Annotated in this window: 24 protein-coding genes; 11 read left to right on the forward strand and 13 right to left on the reverse strand. The window is 47.0% G+C overall.

Annotated elements, in window-relative coordinates; genetic code table 11:
- Positions 1 to 143: 143 nt before the first annotated feature.
- The 6 genes from H8792_RS08670 to mvaD are packed head-to-tail and all read left to right on the forward strand — an operon-like array spanning position 144 to position 6569.
- Entirely contained in the window at positions 144 to 1202 is a 1059-nt protein-coding gene (locus H8792_RS08670; protein WP_185978554.1) for a hydroxymethylglutaryl-CoA reductase, read from the forward strand.
- A gap of 14 nt (positions 1203 to 1216) precedes the next feature.
- Entirely contained in the window at positions 1217 to 2269 is a 1053-nt protein-coding gene (gene fni, locus H8792_RS08675; protein ID WP_185978555.1) for a type 2 isopentenyl-diphosphate Delta-isomerase, read from the forward strand.
- A gap of 41 nt (positions 2270 to 2310) precedes the next feature.
- A complete protein-coding gene (locus H8792_RS08680; protein WP_228767037.1) occupies positions 2311 to 3486 on the forward strand; it encodes a hydroxymethylglutaryl-CoA synthase in 1176 nt (391 codons plus the stop codon).
- A gap of 9 nt (positions 3487 to 3495) precedes the next feature.
- Entirely contained in the window at positions 3496 to 4527 is a 1032-nt protein-coding gene (locus H8792_RS08685; protein ID WP_185978556.1) for a mevalonate kinase family protein, read from the forward strand.
- Positions 4524 to 5516, forward strand: coding sequence for a mevalonate kinase family protein (locus H8792_RS08690; RefSeq protein WP_185978557.1), 993 nt, complete (start codon positions 4524 to 4526; stop codon positions 5514 to 5516). The genes H8792_RS08685 and H8792_RS08690 overlap by 4 nt, the downstream gene beginning before the upstream one ends.
- Positions 5517 to 5537: 21 nt before the next feature.
- Positions 5538 to 6569 carry a diphosphomevalonate decarboxylase gene (gene mvaD / locus H8792_RS08695; protein ID WP_185978558.1) on the forward strand — a complete coding sequence of 344 codons (1032 nt, stop codon included), beginning with the start codon at positions 5538 to 5540 and terminating at the stop codon, positions 6567 to 6569.
- Between the two features lie 92 nt (positions 6570 to 6661).
- Here mvaD and trhA read toward each other — a convergent pair whose 3' ends face one another.
- The 5 genes from trhA to efp all read right to left on the reverse strand — a co-directional run bounded on the left by trhA (position 6662) and on the right by efp (position 10431).
- Entirely contained in the window at positions 6662 to 7318 is a 657-nt protein-coding gene (trhA, locus tag H8792_RS08700) for a PAQR family membrane homeostasis protein TrhA (RefSeq protein ID WP_228767038.1), read from the reverse strand.
- 228 nt (positions 7319 to 7546) lie between these two features.
- Entirely contained in the window at positions 7547 to 8017 is a 471-nt protein-coding gene (locus H8792_RS08705; RefSeq protein ID WP_185978560.1) for a ClpXP protease specificity-enhancing factor, read from the reverse strand.
- A 2-nt stretch (positions 8018 to 8019) separates the two neighbouring features.
- Positions 8020 to 8652 (reverse strand): glutathione S-transferase N-terminal domain-containing protein, encoded by a 633-nt coding sequence (locus H8792_RS08710; protein ID WP_185978561.1) that lies wholly within the window; start codon positions 8650 to 8652, stop codon positions 8020 to 8022.
- Between the two features lie 245 nt (positions 8653 to 8897).
- Complete coding sequence (gene epmA / locus H8792_RS08715) at positions 8898 to 9884, reverse strand: EF-P lysine aminoacylase EpmA (RefSeq protein WP_185978562.1); 987 nt, start codon at positions 9882 to 9884, stop codon at positions 8898 to 8900.
- The gene (gene efp / locus H8792_RS08720) at positions 9865 to 10431 is read right to left on the reverse strand and encodes an elongation factor P (protein WP_185978563.1); all 567 of its coding nucleotides are present in this window, start codon (positions 10429 to 10431) and stop codon (positions 9865 to 9867) included. The genes epmA and efp overlap by 20 nt, the downstream gene beginning before the upstream one ends.
- Positions 10432 to 10630: 199 nt before the next feature.
- Between efp and epmB the strand changes: the two genes are divergently transcribed.
- The 4 genes from epmB (at position 10631) to H8792_RS08740 (ending at position 15724) form a co-directional block, all read left to right on the forward strand.
- Positions 10631 to 11554 (forward strand): EF-P beta-lysylation protein EpmB, encoded by a 924-nt coding sequence (gene epmB / locus H8792_RS08725; RefSeq protein ID WP_185978564.1) that lies wholly within the window; start codon positions 10631 to 10633, stop codon positions 11552 to 11554.
- A gap of 234 nt (positions 11555 to 11788) precedes the next feature.
- On the forward strand, positions 11789 to 13246 hold the full coding sequence (locus tag H8792_RS08730) for a glycosyltransferase family 39 protein (RefSeq protein ID WP_185978565.1): 1458 nt from the start codon (positions 11789 to 11791) through the stop codon (positions 13244 to 13246).
- Between the two features lie 211 nt (positions 13247 to 13457).
- The gene (locus H8792_RS08735) at positions 13458 to 14384 is read left to right on the forward strand and encodes a lysylphosphatidylglycerol synthase transmembrane domain-containing protein (RefSeq protein WP_228767039.1); all 927 of its coding nucleotides are present in this window, start codon (positions 13458 to 13460) and stop codon (positions 14382 to 14384) included.
- Positions 14385 to 14512: 128 nt separating this feature from the next.
- Positions 14513 to 15724, forward strand: coding sequence for a glycosyltransferase family 9 protein (locus H8792_RS08740; protein ID WP_185978567.1), 1212 nt, complete (start codon positions 14513 to 14515; stop codon positions 15722 to 15724).
- A 26-nt stretch (positions 15725 to 15750) separates the two neighbouring features.
- Here the strand turns inward: H8792_RS08740 and H8792_RS08745 are convergent, their stop codons facing one another.
- Complete coding sequence (locus tag H8792_RS08745) at positions 15751 to 16440, reverse strand: tRNA-uridine aminocarboxypropyltransferase (protein WP_319557275.1); 690 nt, start codon at positions 16438 to 16440, stop codon at positions 15751 to 15753.
- A gap of 23 nt (positions 16441 to 16463) precedes the next feature.
- Between H8792_RS08745 and H8792_RS08750 the strand changes: the two genes are divergently transcribed.
- On the forward strand, positions 16464 to 16946 hold the full coding sequence (locus H8792_RS08750; protein ID WP_185978569.1) for a GNAT family N-acetyltransferase: 483 nt from the start codon (positions 16464 to 16466) through the stop codon (positions 16944 to 16946).
- Here H8792_RS08750 and rmuC read toward each other — a convergent pair.
- The 7 genes from rmuC to mshL form a co-directional block, all read right to left on the reverse strand.
- Positions 16901 to 18349: a DNA recombination protein RmuC gene (rmuC, locus tag H8792_RS08755; RefSeq protein ID WP_228767040.1), complete on the reverse strand. Its 1449-nt coding sequence runs from the start codon at positions 18347 to 18349 to the stop codon at positions 16901 to 16903. The two genes, H8792_RS08750 and rmuC, sit on opposite strands and share 46 nt — an antisense overlap.
- Positions 18350 to 18412: 63 nt before the next feature.
- Positions 18413 to 18868: a hypothetical protein gene (locus H8792_RS08760; RefSeq protein WP_185978570.1), complete on the reverse strand. Its 456-nt coding sequence runs from the start codon at positions 18866 to 18868 to the stop codon at positions 18413 to 18415.
- A gap of 21 nt (positions 18869 to 18889) precedes the next feature.
- Positions 18890 to 19510, reverse strand: a complete 621-nt coding sequence (locus tag H8792_RS08765; protein WP_185978571.1) for a hypothetical protein — start codon at positions 19508 to 19510, stop codon at positions 18890 to 18892.
- Entirely contained in the window at positions 19510 to 21003 is a 1494-nt protein-coding gene (locus H8792_RS08770; protein WP_194947658.1) for a hypothetical protein, read from the reverse strand. Before H8792_RS08770 ends, H8792_RS08765 begins: the two co-directional genes overlap by 1 nt.
- A gap of 4 nt (positions 21004 to 21007) precedes the next feature.
- Complete coding sequence (locus H8792_RS08775; protein ID WP_194947659.1) at positions 21008 to 22210, reverse strand: type II secretion system F family protein; 1203 nt, start codon at positions 22208 to 22210, stop codon at positions 21008 to 21010.
- 18 nt (positions 22211 to 22228) lie between these two features.
- On the reverse strand, positions 22229 to 23863 hold the full coding sequence (locus H8792_RS08780; RefSeq protein WP_324187609.1) for a GspE/PulE family protein: 1635 nt from the start codon (positions 23861 to 23863) through the stop codon (positions 22229 to 22231).
- 11 nt (positions 23864 to 23874) lie between these two features.
- Entirely contained in the window at positions 23875 to 25353 is a 1479-nt protein-coding gene (mshL, locus tag H8792_RS08785) for a pilus (MSHA type) biogenesis protein MshL (RefSeq protein ID WP_185978574.1), read from the reverse strand.
- Positions 25354 to 25796: the final 443 nt, after the last annotated feature.

A 25796-nucleotide genomic window follows, 5' to 3' on the forward strand; every position in this document is an offset into this window, starting at 1 on the left:
TTGATTTATTAATGACTTTGACATTCATATTCAAGCCTTCGCAAAGCACATTTTTAAATCACAAACGTGCACTGATGTACTTAAACCGATAAATTCCGTACTTTTTTTATCATCGTTTGCGGTGCTCCATTATAATATCGCCTATGGAAAATCAGACACCTTCACAGCAGACTCTTTTCGCCTCTATTCCGATGCAATCGGTCGGCCCCTTTAAGCTTATCGGCGATGTCACTGTCGACGATCTTATGGTTCCGATGGCGACCTACGAAACACCATTATGGCCATCGGTTGCGCGAGGAGCTCGAGTTGCTGCCCACTCCGGCGGTATCCGCGTTACCGTTATAGACGAGCGAATGACGCGCTCGATTCTACTGCAAGCACCGAATGCAGGAACCGCTCTGCAGCGCCTGCGCCAAATTGAAAACGATAAAGACGCGATGCAGGAAGTTATTTCTCAAAGCAGCCGCTTTGCCAAACTCGACGCCATGCATCATCAAGTCGTCGGCAATCTGATTTATCTGCGACTGGAGTTTCTGACCGGTGACGCTTCCGGGCACAATATGGCGACCAATGCCGCCGACCATTTGATTCCGTGGATTCTGCAAAAATATTCCGATCTGGAATATGTCTCCATCTCCGCCAACTACTGTACAGACAAAAAAGTTTCTGCGGTCAACGGTATCCTCGGCCGCGGCAAGTATGTGGTCTGTGAATGTACCATTCCGCGTAAATACTGCAAACGCTTTCTGAAAACCACGCCCGAAGCATTGGTCGATCTGCATATTAAAAAGGATCTGATCGGCAGTATCGTTTCCGGAGGTCTGAGAACGGCCAACGCACATGTAGCCAATATGCTGCTCGGCTTCTATCTGGCGACGGGACAGGATGCCGCCAATATTGTGGAAGGCTCACAGGCGATCAATCATGCCGAGGTCACGCCCGACGGCGACCTGTATTTTTCTACGACCTTGCCGAATCTGATTGTCGGTACCGTCGGTAACGGCAAAGGTCTGGATTTCGTGTTGGAGAATCTTGAACAACTGGGTTGTGCCGATCGTGATAAGGAACCCGGAGCCAATGCCCGCCGCCTGGCGTGTATTGCCGGTGCAACTGCCTTCTGCGGAGAACTTTCCTTGCTGGCGGCACAGACCAATCCAGGCGAGCTGATGGCGGCTCACCTGAAACTCGAACGTTCCCGCTGAGGCGTGTCGGATTTATGACTCGCCCTGTATCGCCGCAAGAGACGCTGTTATTGAACCAGCGCAAACAAGATCACATTCAAGCGGTACTTGAAGACCCTAAAGTGGATCGCAATCAGGCTGCTTTCGATTCGCTAAGATTAATGCACCGCGCTATGCCGGAATGCAATCTGGCAGACCTCAAAACCTCAAGCTGTTTTCTAGGCAAACCGATCGCCTTTCCTTTTCTCATCGCCTCCATGACCGGCGGAGCGGCTGACAATCTGTCGCAGATCAACCGCAATCTGGCTGAAGCCGCCGAAGCGTGCCAGGTGCCTATGGCAGTCGGCTCGCAAAGAGCGATGATTCAAGATACCAACGCCAGAAAAAGTTTCCAACTGCGCAGCTATGCGCCGACTGTGCCTCTGATCGCCAATCTGGGAGCGGTACAGCTTAATTACGGTTTCGGAATTGATGAGGCGCAGCGTGCCGTTGAAGCCCTGCAAGCAGATGCCCTCTACCTGCACCTCAATCCGTTACAGGAAGTCATCCAACCGGAAGGCGATACCGACTTCTCAGCATTGATGGAAAAAATTCACCGGTTAAACGAAAAACTGGACATTCCAATCATACTCAAGGAAGTCGGCTGCGGCTTGTCTCCGCAGGATATTGAACTTGGTTTACAAGCCGGTATTCGTTATTTTGATCTGGCGGGTCGCGGCGGCACTTCATGGAGCCGAATCGAAGCGCATCGTTCGAATGACGACCTTGGTTTCCTGTTTGAAGATTGGGGACTGACGACTCTGGAGGCCCTGCAACTGAGCGCTCCATATCAGTCACAGGCGACATTTATCGCCAGCGGCGGAATTCGAAACGGCATAGACATGGTAAAAGCTGTTATAATGGGCGGTCGCTTATGCGGGATCGCTGCCCCTTTACTGTCTGCAGCCATGAATTCAAGTGCCGAAGTTATCGAGATAATCCGCCGCTTTGAGCGCGAATTCCGCACCGCGCAATTTTTACTGGGCATCAAGAGTGCCGAAGACTTACACTTAAACACCTCTTTAATTCTGCCGAAAACGGCGTTTTAATCAGGGCAATGAATTACAAGAACACATAAGAATCCGCTTTAATGATGAAAGTAGGTATAGATTTACTGCATTTTTCCACTGCCGATTATTATTTAGGGTTGGATACCTTCGCGGCCGAAAAGAATATCGACGTCAACAAATACTATATTGGTATTGGTCAAGAGAAGATGTCCATTGCTCCGCCGGATGAAGATATCGTCAGCTTGGCTGCCAAAGCCTCTGCCCCGATTATCGAGCAAGTTGGAGCGGATCAGATTTCTGCCGTTTTATTTGCCACAGAAACCGGTGTCGATCAGTCGAAATCGGCCGGTGTCTTCCTGCACGGCCTGCTCGGCCTCAGCAAAAATTGCCGCGTAGTTGAATTCAAACATGCCTGCTATGCCGGTGCCGCCGCAGTACAAATGGCCACGGCGATGGTACGCAGCAATCCGAAAGAAAAAATCCTTGTCATTGCCGCCGACATCGCTAAATACGACGTCGACACTTCCGGTGAAGCGACACAGGGCTGTGGCGCTGTCGCCATGTTAATCAGCAGTGAACCGCGTGTATTGGAAATCGAACCGGGTTCAGGTTATTTCACCGACGACGTAATGGATTTCTGGCGCCCGAACCACCGCACCACCGCGTTAGTCGACGGTAAATATTCGACCAAGGTTTACCTCAACAGTTTGAAACAGGCGTGGCAGCATTTCACCGAACAGACCGGACGCACCTTTGACGACATCGACTATTTCTGCTACCACATCCCTTTTACCAAAATGGCGGAGAAGGCTCATCAGACCTTGGTCAAGCTGACCGGAGCCGAAATCAGCGAACAGGAATTCGAAGAGCAGACCATTCCAAGCCAGATCTATAACCGCGTAGTCGGTAACAGCTACAGTGCCTCGTTGTTTGTCGGCTTCATCTCCCTGTTGGACAATCTGAAACAGAATCTGGAGAATAAGCGAGTCAGTTTCTTCAGCTACGGCTCAGGTTGTGTGGCCGAGTTCTTTACCGGCATCGTCCAGCCCGGCTATCAAAAAGTGATGATGACCGAGTCGCATCAAACACAGATCGATCAGCGCACCCCTCTAAGCTACGCAGACTATCTGAAGTATTATCATGAAGTCGATTGTGCAGTTGATAATATCGAGTTTGCAACCTTGAATCGCGGCCCTTTCCGTCTTGCCGGAATTCAAGATCACAAACGCTATTACCAGAAAGTAGAGCCGGCCTAGGTTTCGACTATGGACAGCCTGTGCTCCGCCCCCGCAAAGTTAATTCTTTCGGGCGAACATGCCGTTCTCTACGGCTGCCCGGCTATCAGCATGGCCATTCCGATTTACAGCCACTGCCGATGCCGTCATACTGCCAGCTCCGAACTGGTTATCGATCTCAACCTGAAAAACCTGCAACACCGCTCCCGTTTCAATCCGTTCCAATGGACTGCGCGAGTTGCGGAAATTCACAAACGCTATCGTGATTTCACTACCGATCAATGCCGCATTGATCAAGTTCTGCAAGAACCGGAAGAACTTTTTCTAGTCGCTTTCGAACATTTCCAACTCCGTTACCCTTTGAAAAACGGCATCTGGCATTTTGAGCTTGATTCCGATATTCCAATCGGCCGCGGTCTGGGAAGTTCGGCATCGATTATTGCCAGCATGCTTATGTCCCTTGCAAGACAAAACTCGATCGAATTGGACCCTGAAGCTCTGCTGGAGATGACTCAAAATATTGAACATTTCCAGCACGGCCGTTCAAGCGGCATCGATCCGGCCACAATTATTCACGGCGGAATACTGCGTTTTCAAAACGAAGTCACCGAATCTCTTACCGATTGTGAATTACGGGGCTGGATCATCGACAGCGGCGCTCCCCTGAGCAGTACAGGAGAATGTGTAGCGCAGGTCGCCCGAAACTTTTCGAGCGACCTGGCAATCTGGCAGAAATTTACAACCGTGGAAACAGAATTGCACCAGGCCTGCCTGCAGAGCGATTTCGAATCTCTGAAAACTGCCGTTGCACACAATCAGCAACTTCTGGAACAAATCGGCGTGGTACCGCAAAAGATGACGCAATTTATCCACACTCTCACAACTCAACTCGGCGGAGCGGCCAAAATCTGCGGGGCCGGAAGCGTCACCGACGGTCCGGGAGGAATTCTGCTCTATATTGGCGAGCAAGACCCTACATCACTATGCCGGAAAAACAACATGCCATGTTATCCATTGCAACATGCTCATGCACAGTTAATTTGCGAGGATATTCCGACATGAGATTGATCAGTAAGGCCCCGGCCAACAGCATGCTGCTCGGTGAGCACAGCGTGGTATACGGTTACCCGGCGCTGGCATGCGCTCTGGACCAGTGGATCGAAATTGACTGGCAAGTCCGTAACGATCGTCAAATCCATATCGAATCGGCGCTCGGCAACATTCAAACCGACTGGAATACGATTGAACTCTATCCTAAACTGCTCTTTGTCATGCATGCCTTAAAAGCTTTTCAAGCGCATCGCCTTCCCGGCTTGAATATCAGAATCAGCAGCGAGTTTTCCTCCACTATCGGACTGGGCAGTTCGGCAGCGGTTTTGGCCGCCACACTGGTCGGATTGAATCACCTGAGCCAAGGCAACTTGTCTTCTAAAGAACTGTGGCAGATCGGGAAACAGGTCATACTCGATATTCAGGGACGCGGTTCGGCAACTGATCTCGCCGCCAGTTTGTTCGGTGGAGTAGTTTATTTCCAGCCTCCGAGCAAATCCTCCGATTCACAGATTGCTTCACTGAACGCCAGCATGCCGCTGTTACTGGTTTACAGCGGCTATAAAACACCAACCTCTGATGTGCTAGCGAAAGTCGCCGAAGAATGGCTGGATCAACCTGAGCAATTACAGACACTGTACCGACAGATGGGCCTGACGACTCTACAAGCCTATCAAGCCTTACAACAGCAAGACTACGATGCGTTCTATCGGGGTTTCGGAAGCTATCAAATGCTGATGGCACAACTCGGTGTCAGCGATGAGAACATGGATTATCTGATCGAACAATTAGTTCATTGCCCGCAGGTCTGTGCCTGCAAAATCTCCGGCTCCGGCTTAGGCGATTGCGTTGTGGCAATTGGCGCCATAAACCGTACAGACGCCCCTTCAAACGCTAATTTGCTGGTAAATTGCCCTGCCGAAACAAACCTGGCCGATTATTTACAGTTACAATTACCGATTACACCTCAAGGCGCGCACATCGTAAGTGCTTATGAATGAATAAACTCAAGTGACCCAGCAATGACCGATAAACAGAGACAACAAGATTTTATCCAGCAGATCCTCACACAGAGCGCCAACTCATCTCCGCTACAGGCACAAAAAACCCGCGGTCACGGCCAGGCGCCGGTCAATATCGCTCTGAGTAAATACTGGGGCAAACGTGATAAAGCGCTGAATCTACCCATTAACGGCAGTGTTTCGATCAGTTTGCCCGGGCTGGGCACGGAAACCACTTTAAGCATCACTGAGAATGATAGAGACATTATCCGTCTTAACGGCACCACTCTGGAACCGGAAGCGACTTTTGCCAAACGCCTCAGCCAGTTTCTAAACTGGTTCCGCGCCGACCAAACCACCGCTTTTTCGGTCGATACCAGCAATAGCGTGCCGACCGCTGCCGGCCTGGCTTCGTCGGCCTCCGGCTATGCGGCTCTGGTTCTGGCCTTGAACGATTTGTTTGACTGGCAATTACCGAAAGAAAGCTTATCCCTTTTAGCCCGCTTCGGCAGCGGCAGTGCCAGTCGTTCGCTGTTCGATGGTTTTGCAGTCTGGCACAAAGGTCATCAGAACGACGGCATGGACAGTTTTGCCGAACCTCTGGCAACTCTATGGCCGGAACTGACCATCGGACTGGTCAAAGTCGATACTAGGGAAAAGCCAGTTGGTTCAACCGTCGGAATGCAGCAGACCGTCGATACCTGCGACCTCTATAAGGCATGGCCGGAGCAAGCCGAACGCGAACTGAAAACGATTGTTGACGCCATTCAAAAGAAAGACTTTACTCTGGTTGGTAAAACCGCGGAGCACAATGCATTGAGCATGCACGCTACCATGATCGCGACCTGGCCACCGATCGTCTACTGGCAACCGGAATCGGTCGCTGCCATGCGGATGGTTTGGGCACTGCGGGAACAAGGAATAGAGGTCTATTTCACAATGGATGCAGGCCCGAACCTGAAACTGCTATTGCAGGAAAAAGATCAGACGGCTGTCAAAAAAGCCTTCGGCGAACGGGATATCCAAATCGATTTTATCCAGCCTTTCGAATAATTTAATCAACGGTATTAAGGCTGGCTGGCACATGAATTAACCATCGCCAAAACAGCCTTGCCAAACCCATCTCTTACAAACAGATTCGACGATTAAGCCGCATACCATAGAATGGCAAAATAGTGACAGCCTGTTCCACCCATTACAAAGAAATGCCAGATGGAATGCCCGTATTTCAATCTCGAATCGGTTGCATAGAAGATCACACCCACGGTATAGAACAGGCCTCCGGCCAGTAACCACATTAAACCTTCGGTCGGCACCATCTCGAGCAGAGGGTTAATCGCAATCACTACCAGCCAGCCCATTGAGAGATAAAGTCCGGTGGACAACAAAGGATGATAACCCCATTTAAAGGCTTTCATGGCCACGCCAATAGCTGCCAGGCCCCAGACAATACCAAACAAAGTCCACCCCCAGGCACCGCTCAAAACACCCAGTGTAAAAGGAGTATAAGTGCCGGCAATCAACAAAAAGATTGCCGAATGGTCCAGGGTACGGAAAATCTGTTTCACCTTACCGGACTGCAGTGCATGGTAGACTGTGGAAGCCAGATAAAGCAAAATTGCCGAAGCGGCAAAAATACTCGCACCGACCACGAAACCGGCATCCCCTTCCTGTACGGCGTTCCAAATCAAGAACGGCGTGCCGACGATAATCGCGACCAAGGCAACCGCATGACTGATTGTATTGGCAATCTCTTCACCGCGAGACTGCTCGCGTGATGTATCTAAAGCAAATTTACTCATATCAAACCTACTTCCTAACTTAAGAATAAACAGCATAAACCATTTAAATTTTCACGTCGACCGGACAAGTTTTACATTTCATGAAGATATTCCAAATCGGATTTTCGGCAAAATGCCCAACTGGAAATATTTATTCCTAAGCAGGCTAAACAGACCTTGGATAATAAAAAACCCCAAAGCGGAGTTTCCGTTTTGGGGCTTTGCAATAAGTGATTGAAGAACTGGAGACTATTTAACGACTGAAAGTGTCGGACGTTTTTTCTTCTTATCACCTTTGTCTGGCTTGTCGTCTTTTTTTGCCGGCTTGTCCGGTTTCGGGCCTGTGCTTTCAACACCACTTATTTTCGGCTTGGAAGCGACCTGTGCCTGAGCCGATTCCTGATTCGGATAAGGTTCCGGCGGAAACGGCATACCGTGACCGTTTTCACGGGCAAAAATCGCCAATACCGCTTGCGGCGGAAAACCGATCACTCTTTCAACACCGCCGAAACGGGCTTTGAATTGAAAACGGTCATTTTCCATCGCCAAACCGAAGACCGCCGACGGACTGACATTCAAGACGATGACGCCGTCTTGAACATACTCCTGAGGCACCTGTACACCCGGGTAATCAGCGTCAACCTGAATATGCGGTGTCCAGCGGTTGTCAACGATCCAATCGTATAGAGCACGGATCATGTAAGGGCGATTCGAGATCATTCTTAGTCTCTCATATCCAATTCGTCATCCGACAAGCTTTCGGAGAACATTTCACGATTAAGCACTTTTTCAGCGTAATCCATAATCGGCTTTGCCGTTTTCGGCAGTTCAATACCCAAATAAGGCAGACGCCACAACATGACGGCCATGCTGATATCGACCAGCGAGTAGTCTTCACTCATAAAGTAAGGTTTGTGGGCAAATACCGGAATCAGCTGAATCAAACGTTCCAATAGGTCACGGCGAGCAGTTTTAACCGCCGCTTCATCATCACTGTGCATGATGGTTTCCACTAAAGGATACCACTCTGTTTCGATCTGGCGCAACATTTGGCGCGCACGCGCTTTGGAAATCGGATCAACCGACATCAATGGCGGATGTGGAAAGCGCTCGTCCAGATATTCGATAATGACTTGCGGATCGTATAATACCAATTCGCGGTCAACCAAAGTCGGCAGAGTTCCATAAGGGTTCAACTCCAATAAATCTTCCGGCAGGCTATCAGTATCCACTTCAATGATATCCATCGGAATATCTTTTTCTTTGGCAACAAGGCGTACGCGATGGCAGCTTGGGCTCTTCGGATCAGAAAACAGAACCATCACGGAACGCTTAGTGACTGGGATCTCAGACATGGAGTTTCTCCTAAAAAACGCTAAACAGCAAAAAAATTAACACGAATTAAATTATTATACACCCTCTGTCAAGCCCCCCCTTCACCCCCGAGTTTCCGTTGACATTCGACTTATAATCGATGAAACACGCCGCCTACCAGTACCAAAACAATCACAACGAACAACAACTTCTTCGACGGCCCGTGATCAAAAGCGAGCCTAAAACCGAATATAAAAAAATAGAAAACTCTGAATAAAGAGATGGATCAGGCGTCATGCAATCCGAAAGAGAGGCCTTGTTCGATATCGGTAAACCCCTGTTGCAGCATCAATAACCGATCGACACCTAAAGCGACGCCACTGCAATCCGGTAACGAATATTTCTCCAAGGCTTGCAGCAGCTTTTCATCGAGCGGAACCGGTGACAGACCGAATTGTGATCGTTGCAGCAAATTTGCTTCAAAGCGCTGACGATAAAGCCGAGCATCGGTTAATTCTCGGTAACCATTGGCCAATTCCATCGCATCGACAAACACCTCAAACCGTTCGGCAAACTTGGCATCTTGCGGATTGATTCTCGCCAAAGCAGCATCCCTGGCCGGGAAATCACAGAGCACGCTGATTACTCCTTGACCAAGCTGCGGTTCAATCACTTCGGTTAATACCAACTGTTCCCACAGAGGTTTGTCATCGGCATCGACACCAACAATTTCCGGCACGCCATAGCGCTGCAAACACTCGATGCAACTCTGTGCATCTGCCTGGAAAATATCCTCGATCCCCGCCAGTTCGGCGAAAGCCTGCCTATAACTCAATTGCTGAATTTTTCTTGGAGTCGGTAGAATGCTATTAATCAACTCACAGACTTCATCAATCAGCTGTTGCAGGGTGAAGCCCAGGCGATACCACTCCAGCATAGTAAATTCAACCTGATGGCGCGGGCTGAGATCACCGTCTCGAAAGACCTTGCCAAGATAAAAAATGTCTCCGGAACCCTCGCACAACAGACGTTTCATGGGATATTCCGGCGACGTGTGCCAGTACAAGGTCTGCGCTTCTTTGATCCCTGGAATCTGCACCCTACTGCTCAAAGAACGCAAGTGCAAATCAGGCGTCGCCCCGGCAGAAAGCATCGGTGTATCAACTTCCAATACATCTCGTTCATAAAAAAACGCCCGCAGACTTTGCAGTAGCTGCGAGCGTTTTTGCAATTGAGAACGTCTGTCGAGCGAGTTATTTCGCACGCGAGACATATTCGCCTTTCTCGGTGTTGACCACAACCATTTCACCGATTTGCACGAATAGAGGAACTTGGACAACAGCTCCGGTTGACAGAGTAGCCGGTTTACCGCCTGTTCCGGCAGTATCACCTTTCAAGCCCGGATCGGTTTCAGTTACTTCCAAAGTGACCTGCTTAGGAGGCGTTACAGAAATCGGCTGTCCGTTAAACAAAGTTACCGTACACATATCTTGTTCGATCAACCATTTGTTGATATCGGATACCGCCGATTCCGGCGCCTGGTATTGCTCAAAACTTTCCACATCCATGAAGTGCCAGAACTCACCATCGTTGTACAAGTATTGCAGATCGGTATCAATAACATCCGCTGAATCAACCTTTTCACCTGACTTGAAAGTCTTTTCCAATACTCGGCCGGTCATCAGGTTACGGTATTTCACGCGGTTGAAAGCCTGACCTTTACCTGGCTGAACGATTGTATTATCAAGGATGGTGCAAGGCTGTCCGTCCATCAAGAACTTTAAGCCGTTTTTAAATTCGCTGGTGCTGTAACTTGCCATAAATAGGTACCTAGAATAGTTCCGAATAAGTTATGTTTATCAATCAAATCCGATTATTTTACCGCAAAACCCTTATGGGTAAAAAACAAAATCCTCAACAGATCATTTCTCACAGACCTAAAGATGAAAAGCGTAACAAAGCCCGTTACAATGCTCATCATTGACTGATCGCTCTTTGTTTGAAGGCCGCTAATTAACCATGACGCTAGATTCCGCCGCTGTACTCGATACAGATACCCTGCGCAAACAACCCGACTACGGTTTTGCTTTTAAAGCACCACAAGCGTTTTTGCAGCGGATCAACCCAAACGACCCTAAAGACCCTTTGCTATTGCAAATTCGTCCCGATCCGCAGGAAGGACAAGAGGTTGCCGGTTTCAAAACCGATCCGGTCGGAGATCTACATAAGAATCCGATACCAAGTCTATTACATAAGTATCATGGTCGCGTTTTGCTCATGGCCAGCCCGCGTTGCGACCTTCACTGCCGTTACTGTTTTCGCCGCCATTTTCCTTATCAGGAGCAGATCAACCGTCGCCACTGGCAAGAAGCGCTGGATTATATTCGCAGAGACGACAGTATCCATGAAGTGATTCTCAGCGGCGGCGACCCCCTAACGCTCAACCCCGAAGCCCTGTTGCAACTTCTGGCAGAAATTGAACAGATCCCGCAGGTCAAGACCTTACGTTTTCACAGTCGAACCCCGATCGCAATACCCGAAAAACCTGTACACCGCAGCATTATTCAATGGGCGGAAAAGACTCGGTTAAATGCAGTTATGGTTATTCATTGCAACCATCCGCAGGAATTAAACCAGGAAACCGCCGCTTTATTCACCGCCTATCGTCAGAGCGGCATACATCTGTTAAATCAGAGCGTACTGCTAAAGCAGATCAACGATAGCATCGAGGCCCTTGAAGCTTTGAGCCATAAACTCTTTTCCCAAGGCGTTTTGCCTTATTATCTACACCAACTGGACCGGGTCAGCGGCAGTGCACATTTCGAAGTCAATCAAGCTACCGCCCAAGCGTTGCACACCTCTTTGAGAGAACGGTTACCCGGTTATCTGCTTCCGAAACTGGTACAAGAAATCTCCGGCGAACCCTATAAAACACCGCTGTAGCTCGCAAAGCAAACTCAACCTGCCAACATCTCTTTTATGCAGTTATCCACTTTCTCACAACTTATCCACAGGCTAGAAACCGATTTGTACACAAGTGAAAACCTGGCCGGAAGAGAAAAAATAGGTCCTGTCGGCTAATTTCGTTAAAATGGCAACTTCGTTTATTATCAGGCGGCAATACCATTTGCCGAGCGCTTTTCAACCAATCATTCAGCTACCTTGCAAGGATTCTTTATGAGACCAGCATCAGCCGGCATCTGGCTTGTCAGCATCGTCACTTTCCTGCATCTCATTCTGGCATTTCATACCGAACTTGGTGTCGACGAGGCACACTATGCTCTGTACGGACTACATCCCGACTGGAGCTACTTTGACCATCCTTCACTGGTCGGCTGGCTACAGATTCTTCCGATGGCTCTGGTTCCGACTGATTGGGGCGCTCGCCTGGTTCCGATCCTCCTGTTTGCAATAGTCAATTATCTGCTCTACCACCTGGTGCAACAACTTTTCGATGAAAGGAACGCCAAGGAGGACGTTGAATGGATCGCCTTCTGGAGCCTGGCACTGCTTAATAGCAGCACTCTTTTCTCGCTCATGGGCTTCGGGCTTCTTCCCGATCTGCCATTAATGATCTTTGCCCTGCTTTTGATCTCTGTCGTACATCAACTACTGCAATTTTCCATCGGACAAACGCCGCTACGCCTCTGGGTCTATCTCGGCATTCTGGTCGGCTTGGCGGCACTTTCCAAATACACCGCCATTACACTGGTTGCCTCATTAATTCTAGTCGTGCTGTTTAGCAAGCGCTGGGACTGGCTCAAGGACAAAGGATTATGGCTATCGATACTAATCGCACTGATTTTTATCACCCCGGTACTCTATTGGAACTGGCTGCATGACTGGGCATCCTTCCAATACCAAATCGACCATGGAACCGGCAAGACTCACTGGCTATGGGAAAACTTTGCTCGTTCCCAAGCGATTCAACTGGTCAGCTACACGCCTTTAATCTACTTTATCGGCTGGTGGATGCTGGTCAAACCGGACAACTACCGAAATCCGTCTTCCCGTTTACTGGTGCTATTTGCCCTGCCGGTCACGGTATTATTTGCCTGGGGCTCCGGTTTTGAAGAAAGCCTGCCACACTGGCTCTCCCTTTCCTGGTTGCTGATGACGCCTTTGGTTGCAGGCACCCTATGGCACAACCGTCACATTCGCTGGATTAAATATTCGGCCGCCGGTTTATTGATTATTTTTACCGTGCTGAACGTCTCTTTACAGAGCCTGCTGTACACTTTCTGGTATCCGTTCGAAGACAATAAAAATCCGTTGAAGACCGAATTCGGCTGGCCGCAAGCGTTGCAAAAAGCCCAACAGCTGACAGAACAGACCGGAGAAGAACGCATTTTTGTCGGCAACTGGAGTTACGCCAGCCGATCAGCGTGGTATTTAAGACCGCAGCCGATCTTCATTGCCAATAAAAAACAAACCCAGTTCCCTTATTGGTTCCCGCAGGCGCCGCAAGGCTCAAGCGGACTATTAGTCCAACCGAGTTACGACAAGGAAATGCCGATCGGCACTCAGGCATATCGATTCGAATCGTGCCAAAAGATCGATCGTTTGCCTCTGTATGAAAACGGTCGTTTGGTCGTCAGTTACGACTACTATCGCTGCCAGGGATTCCATTATTAAGTCTGGTATAGCTTAAACTCCTTTTAAGCAAAGGCCGCCAACTGCCCTGCTTGGGAGCGAAAGCGTTGCAAGCACGGCGATAAATCGGCATAATGCCTAACAATTTATAATCGCAATTCATCGACTTGTGGCTCGGCTCAAACACGATTTCCAAGGTTTTCCGACCCAAAAACGTCATCAATCGAATGAATCCGAAAAAACAACAACCCAGATGGATCGGAGACACACTTTGGGTAACCTTATAAAAATTCTGCTCTCGGCTGCGATTATCGGCTTCATCTTTTATAAGTTTCCGATGGACAGTGTGTGGGACACCATCCTGTCGGCAAATATCGGTTTATTGCTTGCCGCTCTGGCCTTTCAAATTCTCAGCCAGACCGTCGCCGCCTATCGCTGGTCACTGATTATGGGGATTCTGAAGTTTGATCACCCCTTCTCCTTCTATTTCCGCAGTTATTTCAAAGGTAGCCTGTTTAATCAGATGCTGCCGACCAGTGTCGGCGGCGATGCCTATAGAATTGCGGAACTGACGGCTCACGGCGGCCTGGTGCAAGAAGCTTTCTACGGGGTATTTATCGACCGGATTGTCGGCCTGTTCGGCCTGCTGCTGCTAAACCTGCTAGCCAATTTAATTGAAAGCGACCTGCTTCCTGAAGAGGTTTTCTGGAGCATTAATATTGTCATCCTTCTGGCAATCAGCGGTTTGATCGTACTCTTGCTGATCCGCAAAGTTCATCTATTGCAACGATATAAAGTCACGCGCTTTTTCTTCTTTCTTTCCGAACGCTCCCGTCTGATCTATCGCACTCCAAAGCGCATCAATCAGCAGATCGGCCTGTCGATCCTGATTCATTTGCTGTCGATGATCGCCATTTTCGGCATCGGCCACAGCGTCGGCATCAATGAGCCGCTGGTTACCTATCTGGTACTGATACCACCGGCAATTTTATTGACCATTTTGCCGATATCCTTTGCCGGCTGGGGAGTCCGCGAAGGCGCGCTGGTCGCATTGTTCCTGCTGATCGGTGTGGATCAAACTCAGGTACTGGCGATGTCGCTACTGTATGGCGTTATTCTGATTCTAAGCGCCTTGCCCGGCCTGTACTTTTATCTGAAAAGTAAACACAAGTATTTATAAAATCGCCGGACTTGGCGTAGGCCAAACGGCAAAAAAATGGCATAATGCCCTATTAATCTCGACAATGCCTTTTGTTAAGAATTTGCTCATAAAAAATAACAGAAAATCACACATTTCAGGAACAGAACATGAATGTAGACATGATGCGGAAAGTCGACCATCATCTAGGGATTCCGCTTACCTTTCTAGCAACCTACTGGCTTAAACTGATTCACCTGATCAGCGGTAAACAACCGACAACGCCTAAAAACATTCTGTTTGTCGAGCTATCAGAAATGGGCAGTACCATTATTGCCGACCCGGCAATGAAGCGCGCGCAGAAACATTTCGATGCTAATCTGTTCTTTGTAATTTTCAAGAAAAACAAACCGAGCCTGGATCTGCTGAATACCATCCCACAGGAAAATATTTTCACCCTGTGCGAAGATAATCTCTTCACCTTGATTCGCGACTCAATCCGTTACCTCTTCTGGTGCCGTAAAAACCGCATCGATACCGCGATCGATCTGGAACTGTTCTCTCGTGTATCGGCTCTGTTAACCGGCTTCAGCGGTGCCAACAACCGAGTCGGCTACCACAACTTCCATGGCGAAGGTTTATACCGAGGCGAAATGCTAACCCACAAAGTCAGCTATAACCCTCATATCCATATCGCCAAAAACTTTATTTCGCTGATCTATGCTCTAGAAGCGAAAAGCGCCGAAGTTCCTTATTCGAAAGTATTGATTACCGATCAAGATACAAAACTGGATCAAGTCACTTTCAGCGACGAAGAACAGGCTCGTATTCGCAATCAGGTCAAAGCCTGCTACGCCGACTATCAGACTGATAAGCACCAACTGGTTCTAATCAATCCGAATGCCAGCGACCTTTTGCCGCAACGACGCTGGCCGAAAGCCAATTTCATTGAATTGATGCAACGTATTCTGAATGAATATGAAGACTGTCTGGTCCTGATTACCGGAGCGCCGAATGAAAAAGCCGAAGCCGAAGAACTAAGAAAGCAGGTAGATCACCCACGCTGTATCAATTTCGCAGGCCAGCTAAAGCTGTTGGAAATGCCGATTCTCTATACCGTATCTCGCCTAATGGTCACAAACGATTCAGGTCCTGGGCATTTTTCGGCGATTACTCCTTTGAAGACCTTTGTTCTTTTCGGTCCGGAAACACCAAAACTGTATGGTTCTTTGGGCAACAGCACTCCGATTTACGCCGGCCTAGCTTGTTCACCATGTGTCAGCGCAGCCAATCACCGAAAAACACCCTGTTCGGAGCCGGCCTGTATGGATGCAATCAGCGTCGACAAAGTTCATCAACTAGTCAAAATCGAACTCGGCTAAAATTCCTATATCGCCAGCGGGAGACTTTAATCAGGATTCCGATGGCAGCTTTTCCCCTTCGGTACAAATTCCAGCCACTGTTGTTGCATGGCATCGAATCCCTGCAGCAAAAAATCACGACTCTCCTCAGCTTCACCTAACACGCATAAACATTCGTAAATTGCTTCCAGCGTCGACAAACTGGCATCATTTTTCTGCTTACGGATTTTGTAGCGCGACGGATCGAAATCTTCCAACTCGACTCTCGGCAGAGCCTGCAAAAAAGGATTCAACAGTAACTGTTTATAGGATTTCTTCCAGGTCGCATCCAAAACCACGATACAGATTTCTCCAGCAGGTAATGAAGCAACTTCCCGAATGGAAACCGACAGCGGCGAAGTGACGCCCTCACGTTGTGGATAAAGCAAAAAAACGTGTGGTGCTGATTGCAAATACTCCAGCAAACTTCCTGAATGTGCGAGTTCTACACTATCGCAATAAGCTTCCTGCAAAGTTTCGCCAATCCACAGTAAAGAGCGCTGCAGCATCAGATCAGCCAGCCTGGCGGTGCCTTTGGCGTTTTTTGCCTCACTTGGATGCTGAAAGATAATAAACTCGATTTGGTTGGCAACCGGTTGCACCCATTTGCACAAACAGGCTTTCTGTGGTCGCTGACAGACGGGACAAATCGATCGTTTTATATTGCTTTGATTGTTATCAGTTACAATAAAATTCACATTATCCTCGACGGGAATAAACTTTGAGCGTTCGTTATTTTTCAATCAATGCCTCTGCAGGAGACGACACTTTTCGGCTTAAGCACTTTCTGAAGGCATATAAACAGCGCGCTTTTCAGCGACGCGACAGAGTGTTCACTGCTGAGGATCGGAACTATCTCATCAGTTTCGCTCGTCTGGTTCCGATTGATGAAGGTGGTTACTGGCTGCGCGGCCTTTTCGTAATTCCCGAAATGCGCCGCCTGGGAATAGCCTCTCATTTAGTCGATACCCTGTTAAAAGAGGTTAAACAGGAAGAGAAAGCCAGAATTTATCTGCTTGCGCGGGAATTTCTGACCGATTTTTATCTAGCCAAGGGCTTTACCATTCTGGAACCTAACGACTTACCAGAAAGTTTGCAAGCAACCTACGAGCAAGCCATATCGCATGGCAAACATTGGACGGCCATGAAGTGGTCGGTTTATTCGCCTTTATCTTCCAATTCATTAACCCCTCCTTCTTCCTGAAGCAAGTGGTTCGGGATTTCTTTTTTGGTTTTCCCTGCCAACTCTTTTAGCATCTGAGCCTGACGGATCAGGTTACCCTGCCCTGAAACCAGCTGGCTGCGCGCTCTTTGGTAAGTCTTATGCGCAGTATCAAACTGAGTGCCGACTTTTTCGAAGCTTTCGACAAATCCGGCAAATTTATCGTGAACTTCCGCGGCACGCTTGATCAATTTCATGGTGTTTTCACTCTGTCGCTCATAGCGCCACAGCTGCTCGATAGTTTTTAAACTGGTAAATAAAGTGGTCGGTGTTACCACTGCCACGCGTTTTTCAAATGCATCTTCAAAAATACGGCTATCCGCTTCAATCGCCAGCAGATAAGCTCCCTCAACCGGAATAAACATCAAAATAAAGTCAGGCGCATTCAGGACTTCAAGATGGTCGTAGCGCTTGGTCGCCAGTGCATCGATATGCTGCTTCAAACTCTGTAAGTGAGCCTTAACCGCTTGCTGGCGTTTGGTTTCACTTTCGGCATTCAAAGCCTGTTCATAGTGAACCAGTGAAACCTTGGAATCGATAATAATATGCTTCTGATCCGGCAGATTCAAAACCACATCCGGCCGCAAACGTCTGCCGTTTTCGTCGGTAAAACTCTTTTCTCGCTCAAACTCGAGGCCTTGCCGCAAACCGGAACGCTCCAACAGCCGCTCCAGAATCATCTCGCCCCAATTCCCCTGAGTCTTATTATCGCCCTTCAGAGCCTGGGTGAGGTTTTGCGCTTCCTGACTCATCTGGCTATTAAGAGCCTGCAGCTGCTTTAATTGTTCCTGCAGACCGGCACGACCTTCCAGATCTTCTTTATGAGTCTTCTCTACCCGATCTTTGAACGAATCCAAAGCCGCCTGCATCGGTTTCAAGACCGCACTAAGATTATCGCGGCTGGATTGAGTAAACTGTTGCTGCTTCTGATCAAAAATCTGGTTGGCGAGGACTTTAAACTCATTGCCCATTGTCTGCTTGGCTTCATCCAGCAATGCCAGTTTTTCTTCCGCGGCCTGCCTCTCTTTTTCTAAAGCGGTTTGCGCCGAACTCAACTGCTGAGAAATCTCTTTGAGCTCAAAACGAAGACTCTCCAACTGTTCCTCTTTATGCTGTAATTGGCGGCGGCTCTCTTCACTGCCACGCGTAAGCAATTCTACCTCGGCCACTAGTGCTGCGAGTTGCTTATTCTCCTCATTCAACTTGCTATTTTCTTCTTCCAGTTTGGGAAGCTGTTCCAGATAAGTTTGCTGCTGGATCAGTAATAATTCCTGCTCGCGAAATCGCTGCTCGCTCTCGCGCACTTTTCGTTGCTGAAAAATATACACCGTTGCAGGCAACATAATTGCCAGACCAGCAAGTGCAAATAGATAACCGATATCCATAAACCGCGTTTGTCTCTCTTAGGTCATTTGTCTAAACCTAATTATTGTACCTGCTTTATGGATTCAATTTTGCGGTTCGGGCTCCGACCAGAACTCACCAACCCAGACTTTTTCAGAAGAGATTTGCGAATTGAAACTGACTCCGTGCAAGTCGGACTTATCAGCTTGAAAAGGTGCCGTAGTAAAATGCCCATTCCAGCAAGAGTAAGCTTGCCCTTTGGAATCGATCACCACCGCGTCCAGACGCCAAGATTTAGATGGTTTAAATTGTTCGGACTGCAGTTTTTGATCTTCTTCTTCGAGATTGGGTACCTCTGAGGGCATCTCGACGATCACCTCCTCGTCACTAACTGGCGTCTGGCTGAGATGCTGTCGATAAGCTTCACGCTCCTGATCAATTTTCTGCCGTTCTTGGGAGGAAAGAATCAAAGAAGGAAAGCCGGACGTTACGTTGACCCCCTGCGCCCAAACGTTATGCGTGAAGACCGCAAAAATGCAAAAACCAACCCTCTTTATCATTCCATCACTCTCCATTTCAAATTATTCAACTTCTGTCGACAAACGAATTACGCTGACTACACAATGGGCATCCACATTGGCTTCTTGAGGATTAAACTGTAATGCTTCAGACCCAGACCATTCCTTTGCTATTTCGAGCTCACAGGATTGTAGATAAAATCCGTAACCTAATTTGCTCTCGAGCCGTTGAAAAAACTCCACTAAATCCGCTACGTGCTGCAAACCGATTTGCAGTACAAAGCTAGGTATTTTCTCGCCATGAGATTTTTCCGTCTTTTGTTTAAAAACCGCCAATCTCACACTTGGCAAAAACAGTTCCTGCTGTATTTTCAGTGCGGATTCTTTCAACTTTGAATAATCGATATCTTGAAACGGCCGTAAAGCCTGTTCGCCATGAGCGAGCGCAAACTGTTGGATTTTTTCCCTGCCCGCATAGAACTGCTCTTTAGCTCGAAGGGATTTCACCAGCAATCGTTGCGACTCGTTCCGATACTGCTGTTCTTGAGATCCAATCTCTCCCAGTAAATAGAATTCAACCGACAAACCGAACAGCGTAGTTAAAAACAAAACCAGAAAACTGACTTTTAAACGCCAACTCAAAGAGGTGTAAAACTCATAGACCGAATTTTTAGACCATCTCATCAAGGATTTACCTGCAGATCAAAACTCATCCGGAATGAGGCTGAGAGATCTCTCCGGTCACCACCGTAATAGTTATCTAATTCAGATCTCCAGGGCGCCTGTAACCAAACGATGTCAGAAACCCTGGAAGAGCGCTTTAAGTCAGCGGAAAAATTCTGCAAATCCGCATGAACTTGTATCGGCGATTGCTGATGAATTACCCCTTTGACTTCAATGCGAATACTCTTATCCAGTTGCTCCTCTTTGCCGGAAACATTTTCACCTCTCTTGAATTTGAGTCCTTGAATTGAAAACAATTTCGCCGGAACACCAGTATCTTCTAATAACTTAAAAGTTTCCTGCAAAACTTGCTCGACCTGACTGCCGGAAAAACGCATTTCCAACTCGGTTAGATTATCGATATGGTCAATTTTTCGCTTTTTTTCGTCAGTTAAATTCCAGGCAGTTAACTGACTACGCTGTTCATTCAACTGCTTGCTTTGCCATATCCGAGTCGAATTCAATTCATCAAACCAGAATGCGATTTGCAAACTGACGAACAACAGTAAACCTAGCATTACGACATTGGCACTCAAAATAGATAAACGCCCACGTTTGAGCCAAAATGGCATCCTTAGCCAGTTATCCCTGTAATCACTTCCCTTTGCTAAAAGTCGAATCCAGCTCTGATAGGTTGCCAATCGTTCAGGCAGGGTCAAAAAACCTGGCTGTGTAAAATCCGCACCGGCAAGGTTATTAAAGGTTCCTTTCAATGCTTCCGTCAGATTAGGAATAATTTCTTTATCAAAACCCACTGCCAGCCACTCTAACCGAACCGGAGCCACAAATCGTTTATCCGACAAAAGGCTGCTGACCAGTTTTCGGCCGTCTTCTATCAAACGCAGCTCGCAGCCCTTGCTATAACGGATGCTTCTGACCTGATACAACAGGGAATCACAAACCAAATATTGATAGACTTTCGCCTCCCTTTTCACATGAATTATTCGCCAGCAACTCTGCGAGTTTGTTTTGACATTGGCCCCAAGGCTCAACTTTGAAATGAGTAATTCCGATACGGATCGATACCAAGCTAGGATTCCCGAATGAACGCCCCGGAAGTAGAATCCGGCAGAATTCAGACTCTCGAGCGTATTTTTCAGACCCGAGTCCATACTGCTCGAAAGAGAGCACTGCATCTTAAAATGCCTTCTCTTACCGTCGAAGCGAGATAACTTGCACAGCCATTCTCCCGATAAGACATCTTGATCAGTCCCCACCCTAAGATTCTTCCGCTGCAGAAATAACGACTTTTCCCAGGGCAAAAGCTTAGGTACCGATTCCAAATTCAGCTGTTCGCTGCCAGCTTCCAGAACGACTATTAACTCCTTGCTCTTTGATATTTGCTGCAGTCGAACAATACAGCTTTCAATATCAGTAAAGCACTCGAACTTATCCTGGTGAAAAACCGTAAACGCCGCTTCAGTTATATGCATCAGAACCAACGACATTTCCACTCACCTATTGCAGCTTGTCTATCGAGTCGTAAACCGGTCCTAGAACGGCCAATACGATCCACCCGATAATCAGTCCCATCAATAAAGTCACGAACGGTTCGATGAGAGGTTGAACTTTTTCCAATCTGCGTCTGGCTTCGCTTTCCAAATATTGCGAGGCCTGCATAAAGCCGATATCCAACTTACCACCAAGCTCTCCCATCTTGATCATACTCAGAGCGGCCGATGGCAGCCAATTATCAGAACTCACAGCCGTATATACATTGCTTCCTGACTGGATTTCATTTTCAATATTGCCGAAAATTCTTCGTAAATACAGGTTTGATTCCGCTAAAGGCACAACTTCGTGCCAAGCAGTCGAAAACGCACTTTTCTGCTCAAGCATCAACGCTAAAGTTTTAAAGATCTGTGCCATTTTCAAATATAGGGTCAAGTTGCCGCTAAACGGTAAACGAAACCAAAGGCGGTGCAAATAAGCTCTAAAGCGTGCATTTTTACGATACAGAAGGTAAATCACCGTCAAAAAGGCCATTGGCCACGCAAAACTCGTCCAACCTAATTCCCCCCAAAGATCGGATAGAGACAGCAACAACTGTGTCGACCAGCCAATTTCCCCATCGATAGATTCAATAAACCCCAATAAAGAAGGAACAATCGTATTCATCACAAAAATAAGCACCAACAGCAGAACACAGACGAGAATAACAGGATACGTGAGAACTTTTTTAAGACTCTGTTTCAGACTCAGTTGCCACTGTAAATTCAGGGAAATCTCTATCATCATTTGCGGTAAACAAGCATTTTTCTCCGCCAAAGAAATCAATTTGATATAAAGTGAATCAAAGCAGCTCGGATAGTTTTCCAGAGCCTGATAAAAATGCTCACCATTACGAATTCGTGCGGCAATATCTTCAACCACGGAAAAAAACCACATTCCCTTGTGGGAAAGTTTCAACTCATCCAATGCGTCCAGCAAGGCAATTCCGGAATTCAAAAGAAATGACATTTGCTCGGTAAATAGAGCTAACTCTCGCTTGCTTAACTTTCTCTTGAACACCGTTTTTAAAGGTTTTTGCGTCTGGTAATGCAAGAGCTCGATCTGTTGTAGCCGCAAGTGCTGTTCCAACGCCTCAATCCCGCTACAATCGATCTCACCGTGAACTCTTTCACCGGTTACCACATTAATTCCTTTGTAACGAAAAAGCATCATCCCCTACCTCGCAGATTAAGAAAGTGCTAAAACTCTCTGGATTTCTTGTATCGAAGTCTCACCTTTTTGCAACCAAAGTTCGGCACTTTGCTGCAGGAATACGGCCCCATCTTTGGCTGCTTGTTCCGATAGCGCGTCTTTTGAAACCTCCTCAGCCAATAACCGGCTTAATTCCTTGCCTACGACAACACATTCCCACAAAAGCAGCCGACCGTTATATCCGCTTTGATCGCAAGCGGAACAGCCACATGCCGTATAAAACCGGGAATTATCTTCCTGATTGGAGCATTCACTCAACGCCTTACAATGACAACAAAGCCGCCGAGCAAGACGCTGTGCAATTACTGCATGCAAATTATCAGCAATCCAATCGCGAGGGACTCCTAAATCCTTTAAACGTTGCAAGCAGGAGAAAGCGTCATTACTATGCAGAGTGGCTAAAACTTTATGCCCGGTCATGGCAGCTCTAAAAGCCATGCGAGCGGTTTCCTGGTCACGAATTTCCCCAATCAAGATAATGTCTGGATCTTGCCGAAGAATTGCTCTGAGCCCATCCGCGAACCCCATCATTTCACTAACGGCAGTTTGACGAATTCCCGTTAGAAGATACTCTACGGGATCTTCCAGAGTCATAATATTGACCCCTTCCTGATTCAATTCATTCAAGATCGAATAAAGCGTTGTGGTTTTTCCAGAGCCGGTCGGACCATTAACAAGAATAATTCCGCTCGGTTGTTTCAGAATGCCTTCCAGTTGATGCTGCTGACAATCCGGTAATTGCAGGCTTGGTAAAGAGCGAACCCCTCTTTCTCGATTCAATACCCTGATAACCACATTCTCTCCCCAGTATCCAGGAAGAACAGAAACACGAAAATCTGTCATATATCCACCGACCTTCAAGGTAAAGCTGCCGTCTTGCGGTAGACGCTGCTCTGAAATATCCAAATCACATAAAACTTTGATCCTTACACACAGTGCCGCCCAATGCTGTTTATGTAACAGCCTGACCTGTTTAAGCACTCCATCGATACGATAACGAATCCTCAGATAATTATTTTCCGGTTCAAAATGAAGATCTGAAGCATTACGCTTTACGGCATCAACCAGAAAACTATCCAACAAACGAACTAAGGGGTGCCTAAGGTTTCCATCCACGACGTCTCCATCAAAAGAAGATTGTTCGAGTTCCCCTAGAATCTCGTCAATCGAAAGTGCATAGCCGTAATAACGATCAATTGCACTCTGCAGCTCAGCTAAATCTGCAATAACTGGGCGCCATTCGATATCCTTAGCAGACAATACGTCATCAATTCTGTCGAATAGCAGTAGATTTTCACTGTCGACAACGGCAATTTGTGCAAAACCGTCAATGAACGCTATCGGCAAAACCGAATAATGACGAGCAAAAGCTTCGTCAATCAGCTCTATGGCACTTAGATCAGGAATCAAACCACTCAATTCAATGCTTTCAATACCATTCTGCTGCGACAACGAACGATGCAATTCAGAACGTGATAGAAAATCCTGCTCCACCAGTAACTGACCAAGCCGAGAACCGGTTTGCTTTTGTAAAAGAAGAGCAATATGCAGTTGATCTTTGGAGATATGACCACTTTCCAGTAATAACTCACCAAGTAGCTGCCTTCTCACTATCGTTACCTCTAACTTTCGACGATCAAAGGGCGAATGAATATGACCAGTTCCGTACGAGAACGTTCCCGACTTTTTGACTGAAATGCCGCTCCAATCACCGGCAAATCGGCGAGGAACGGCAATTGGTTATTATCATCACTATTCAAATCTTCAATCAGGCCACCAATCATCGCTAACTGGCCATTACGCAATTTCAAAACGGACGACATCTCTTTTTCTTGGATAACAGGAATAAAACTCTGAACGTCTAAACGATTCAATTCTGGATTGGGATCGGCCACCTGACCAATATGACGAGAAATAGTGGGACGAATATTAAGGGTAATCTGATCGTTATCGCCAACGAATGGAGTAACACTTAAAGTAAAACCAACAGGAACAGTATGAACCTCGGTTTCATAGGTTGTCGTAGCTGCACTATTTGCAGTTGCCGCAGTCGTGTTGACATCTACCGTGAAGTAAACCAGATTATTGACAACTTTTAACAAGGCCGTTTGATTATTTAAAGCCATTATTTTCGGACTGGAAAGCACTTTAGAATCACCGAATTGTTCAAGCAATTGCAAACTTGCCAGCAAATTAAAACTTCCGAATTTGACAGCTCCCGCTTCACCACTTGAAGCCAAGGTTTCGAAAATAACGCTACCGTCAGCAGATTGGAAAGGAACGTGAAAGGCTAAACCTCCAGAATTCCCAAATAAGGATGGGTTAAGCAGAGACCAGTCAATACCTGCCTTAAATTGGTCATTCAGCGTAACTTCAACGACTGTCGCTTCAATTAGGACTTGACGTTTAATCCGGGCACGAATCCCTGTCAAAAACTTTTTAAACGATTGATGAGTATCCTCATCGGCATACAGGCTAAGCACGCCTGATTCAGGATTAATTAAAAAACGCTGGTCCGCTTGATTCTCGGTGACTAAAAAGCTTTGTAAATTAGCTTCCAGTGTTTTCCAAAAATTATGTCTGGATTCAACCTTAACACGCGTACCACTGGCTAAACGAGGAGACGAAGTTGAAACAGGTGTACTGGACACACTCATTTTCATGTCGATATTATCAGCACCGCTTTTCTCCAGATGCACATAATCGATTGGATAAGTTTTCCAGTACGGCTTTGCCAAATAGACAAAAATACCACGCTGATCAATTTGATAAGCAACGCCTTGATTCCGTAATAGCTTCAGCAATTCCAGAAAAGAAATATCCAAGGCATTCATTGAAACCCTGTAATTAGAAGAAATATCAGTAGCTAATGGAAATTGAAAGCGCTCGGCAAGAAAAGTTAATAATGACAGCAATGAAACTTTATTGGCATTTAATGAAAATAGATCTTTTGAATAAATCGAATTGTCAGGAAGCGGATCTACCTCTGGTATCGTTTTATTAACTAAACTTTTTTGGACTACTTGCAAGGTTTCATTCTGACTCTTAGTCTCTAAATGTTTTAATAAAGCTGCCGATTTGTCGATGCTCTTTTCAGACACGCTTTTAGCCGTAGTTTCACATCCGAAAAGCGAAACCACAAACAACAGCAAAAACAGAACAGAATATATATTCATAGCCGACCAACAAAATAAGCATTTATACTTATTTTATAAATTAGATATACAAATACAAATTCATTAGAAATTAATTATTTACAGATATGAAATATTCAATTTTCAGAAGGTAAAGAATTGCTAAGGAATGATTGAATAAAAAGTCCGCTTTACGACACCCAGCTTCCGCAAGGAAGAGCTTTTTAAAGCGTCTTTAATGCCCGCAGGATGTGTCCTATTCTATTTACTGAAGAGGCGTTGGAATGGCGAGGGCACATGGATGTGCAGGAACGGCCTCACGTAAATCATTTTTCGAATGCAAAAAAAAACCGCTATTCCAATTAAGGGATAGCGGTTTTTTAGGATATAAGCTTGGCGATGACCTACTC

Origin of the sequence: Thiomicrorhabdus heinhorstiae (assembly GCF_013391765.2) — a bacterium.
GTDB classification, from domain to species: domain Bacteria; phylum Pseudomonadota; class Gammaproteobacteria; order Thiomicrospirales; family Thiomicrospiraceae; genus Thiomicrorhabdus; species Thiomicrorhabdus heinhorstiae.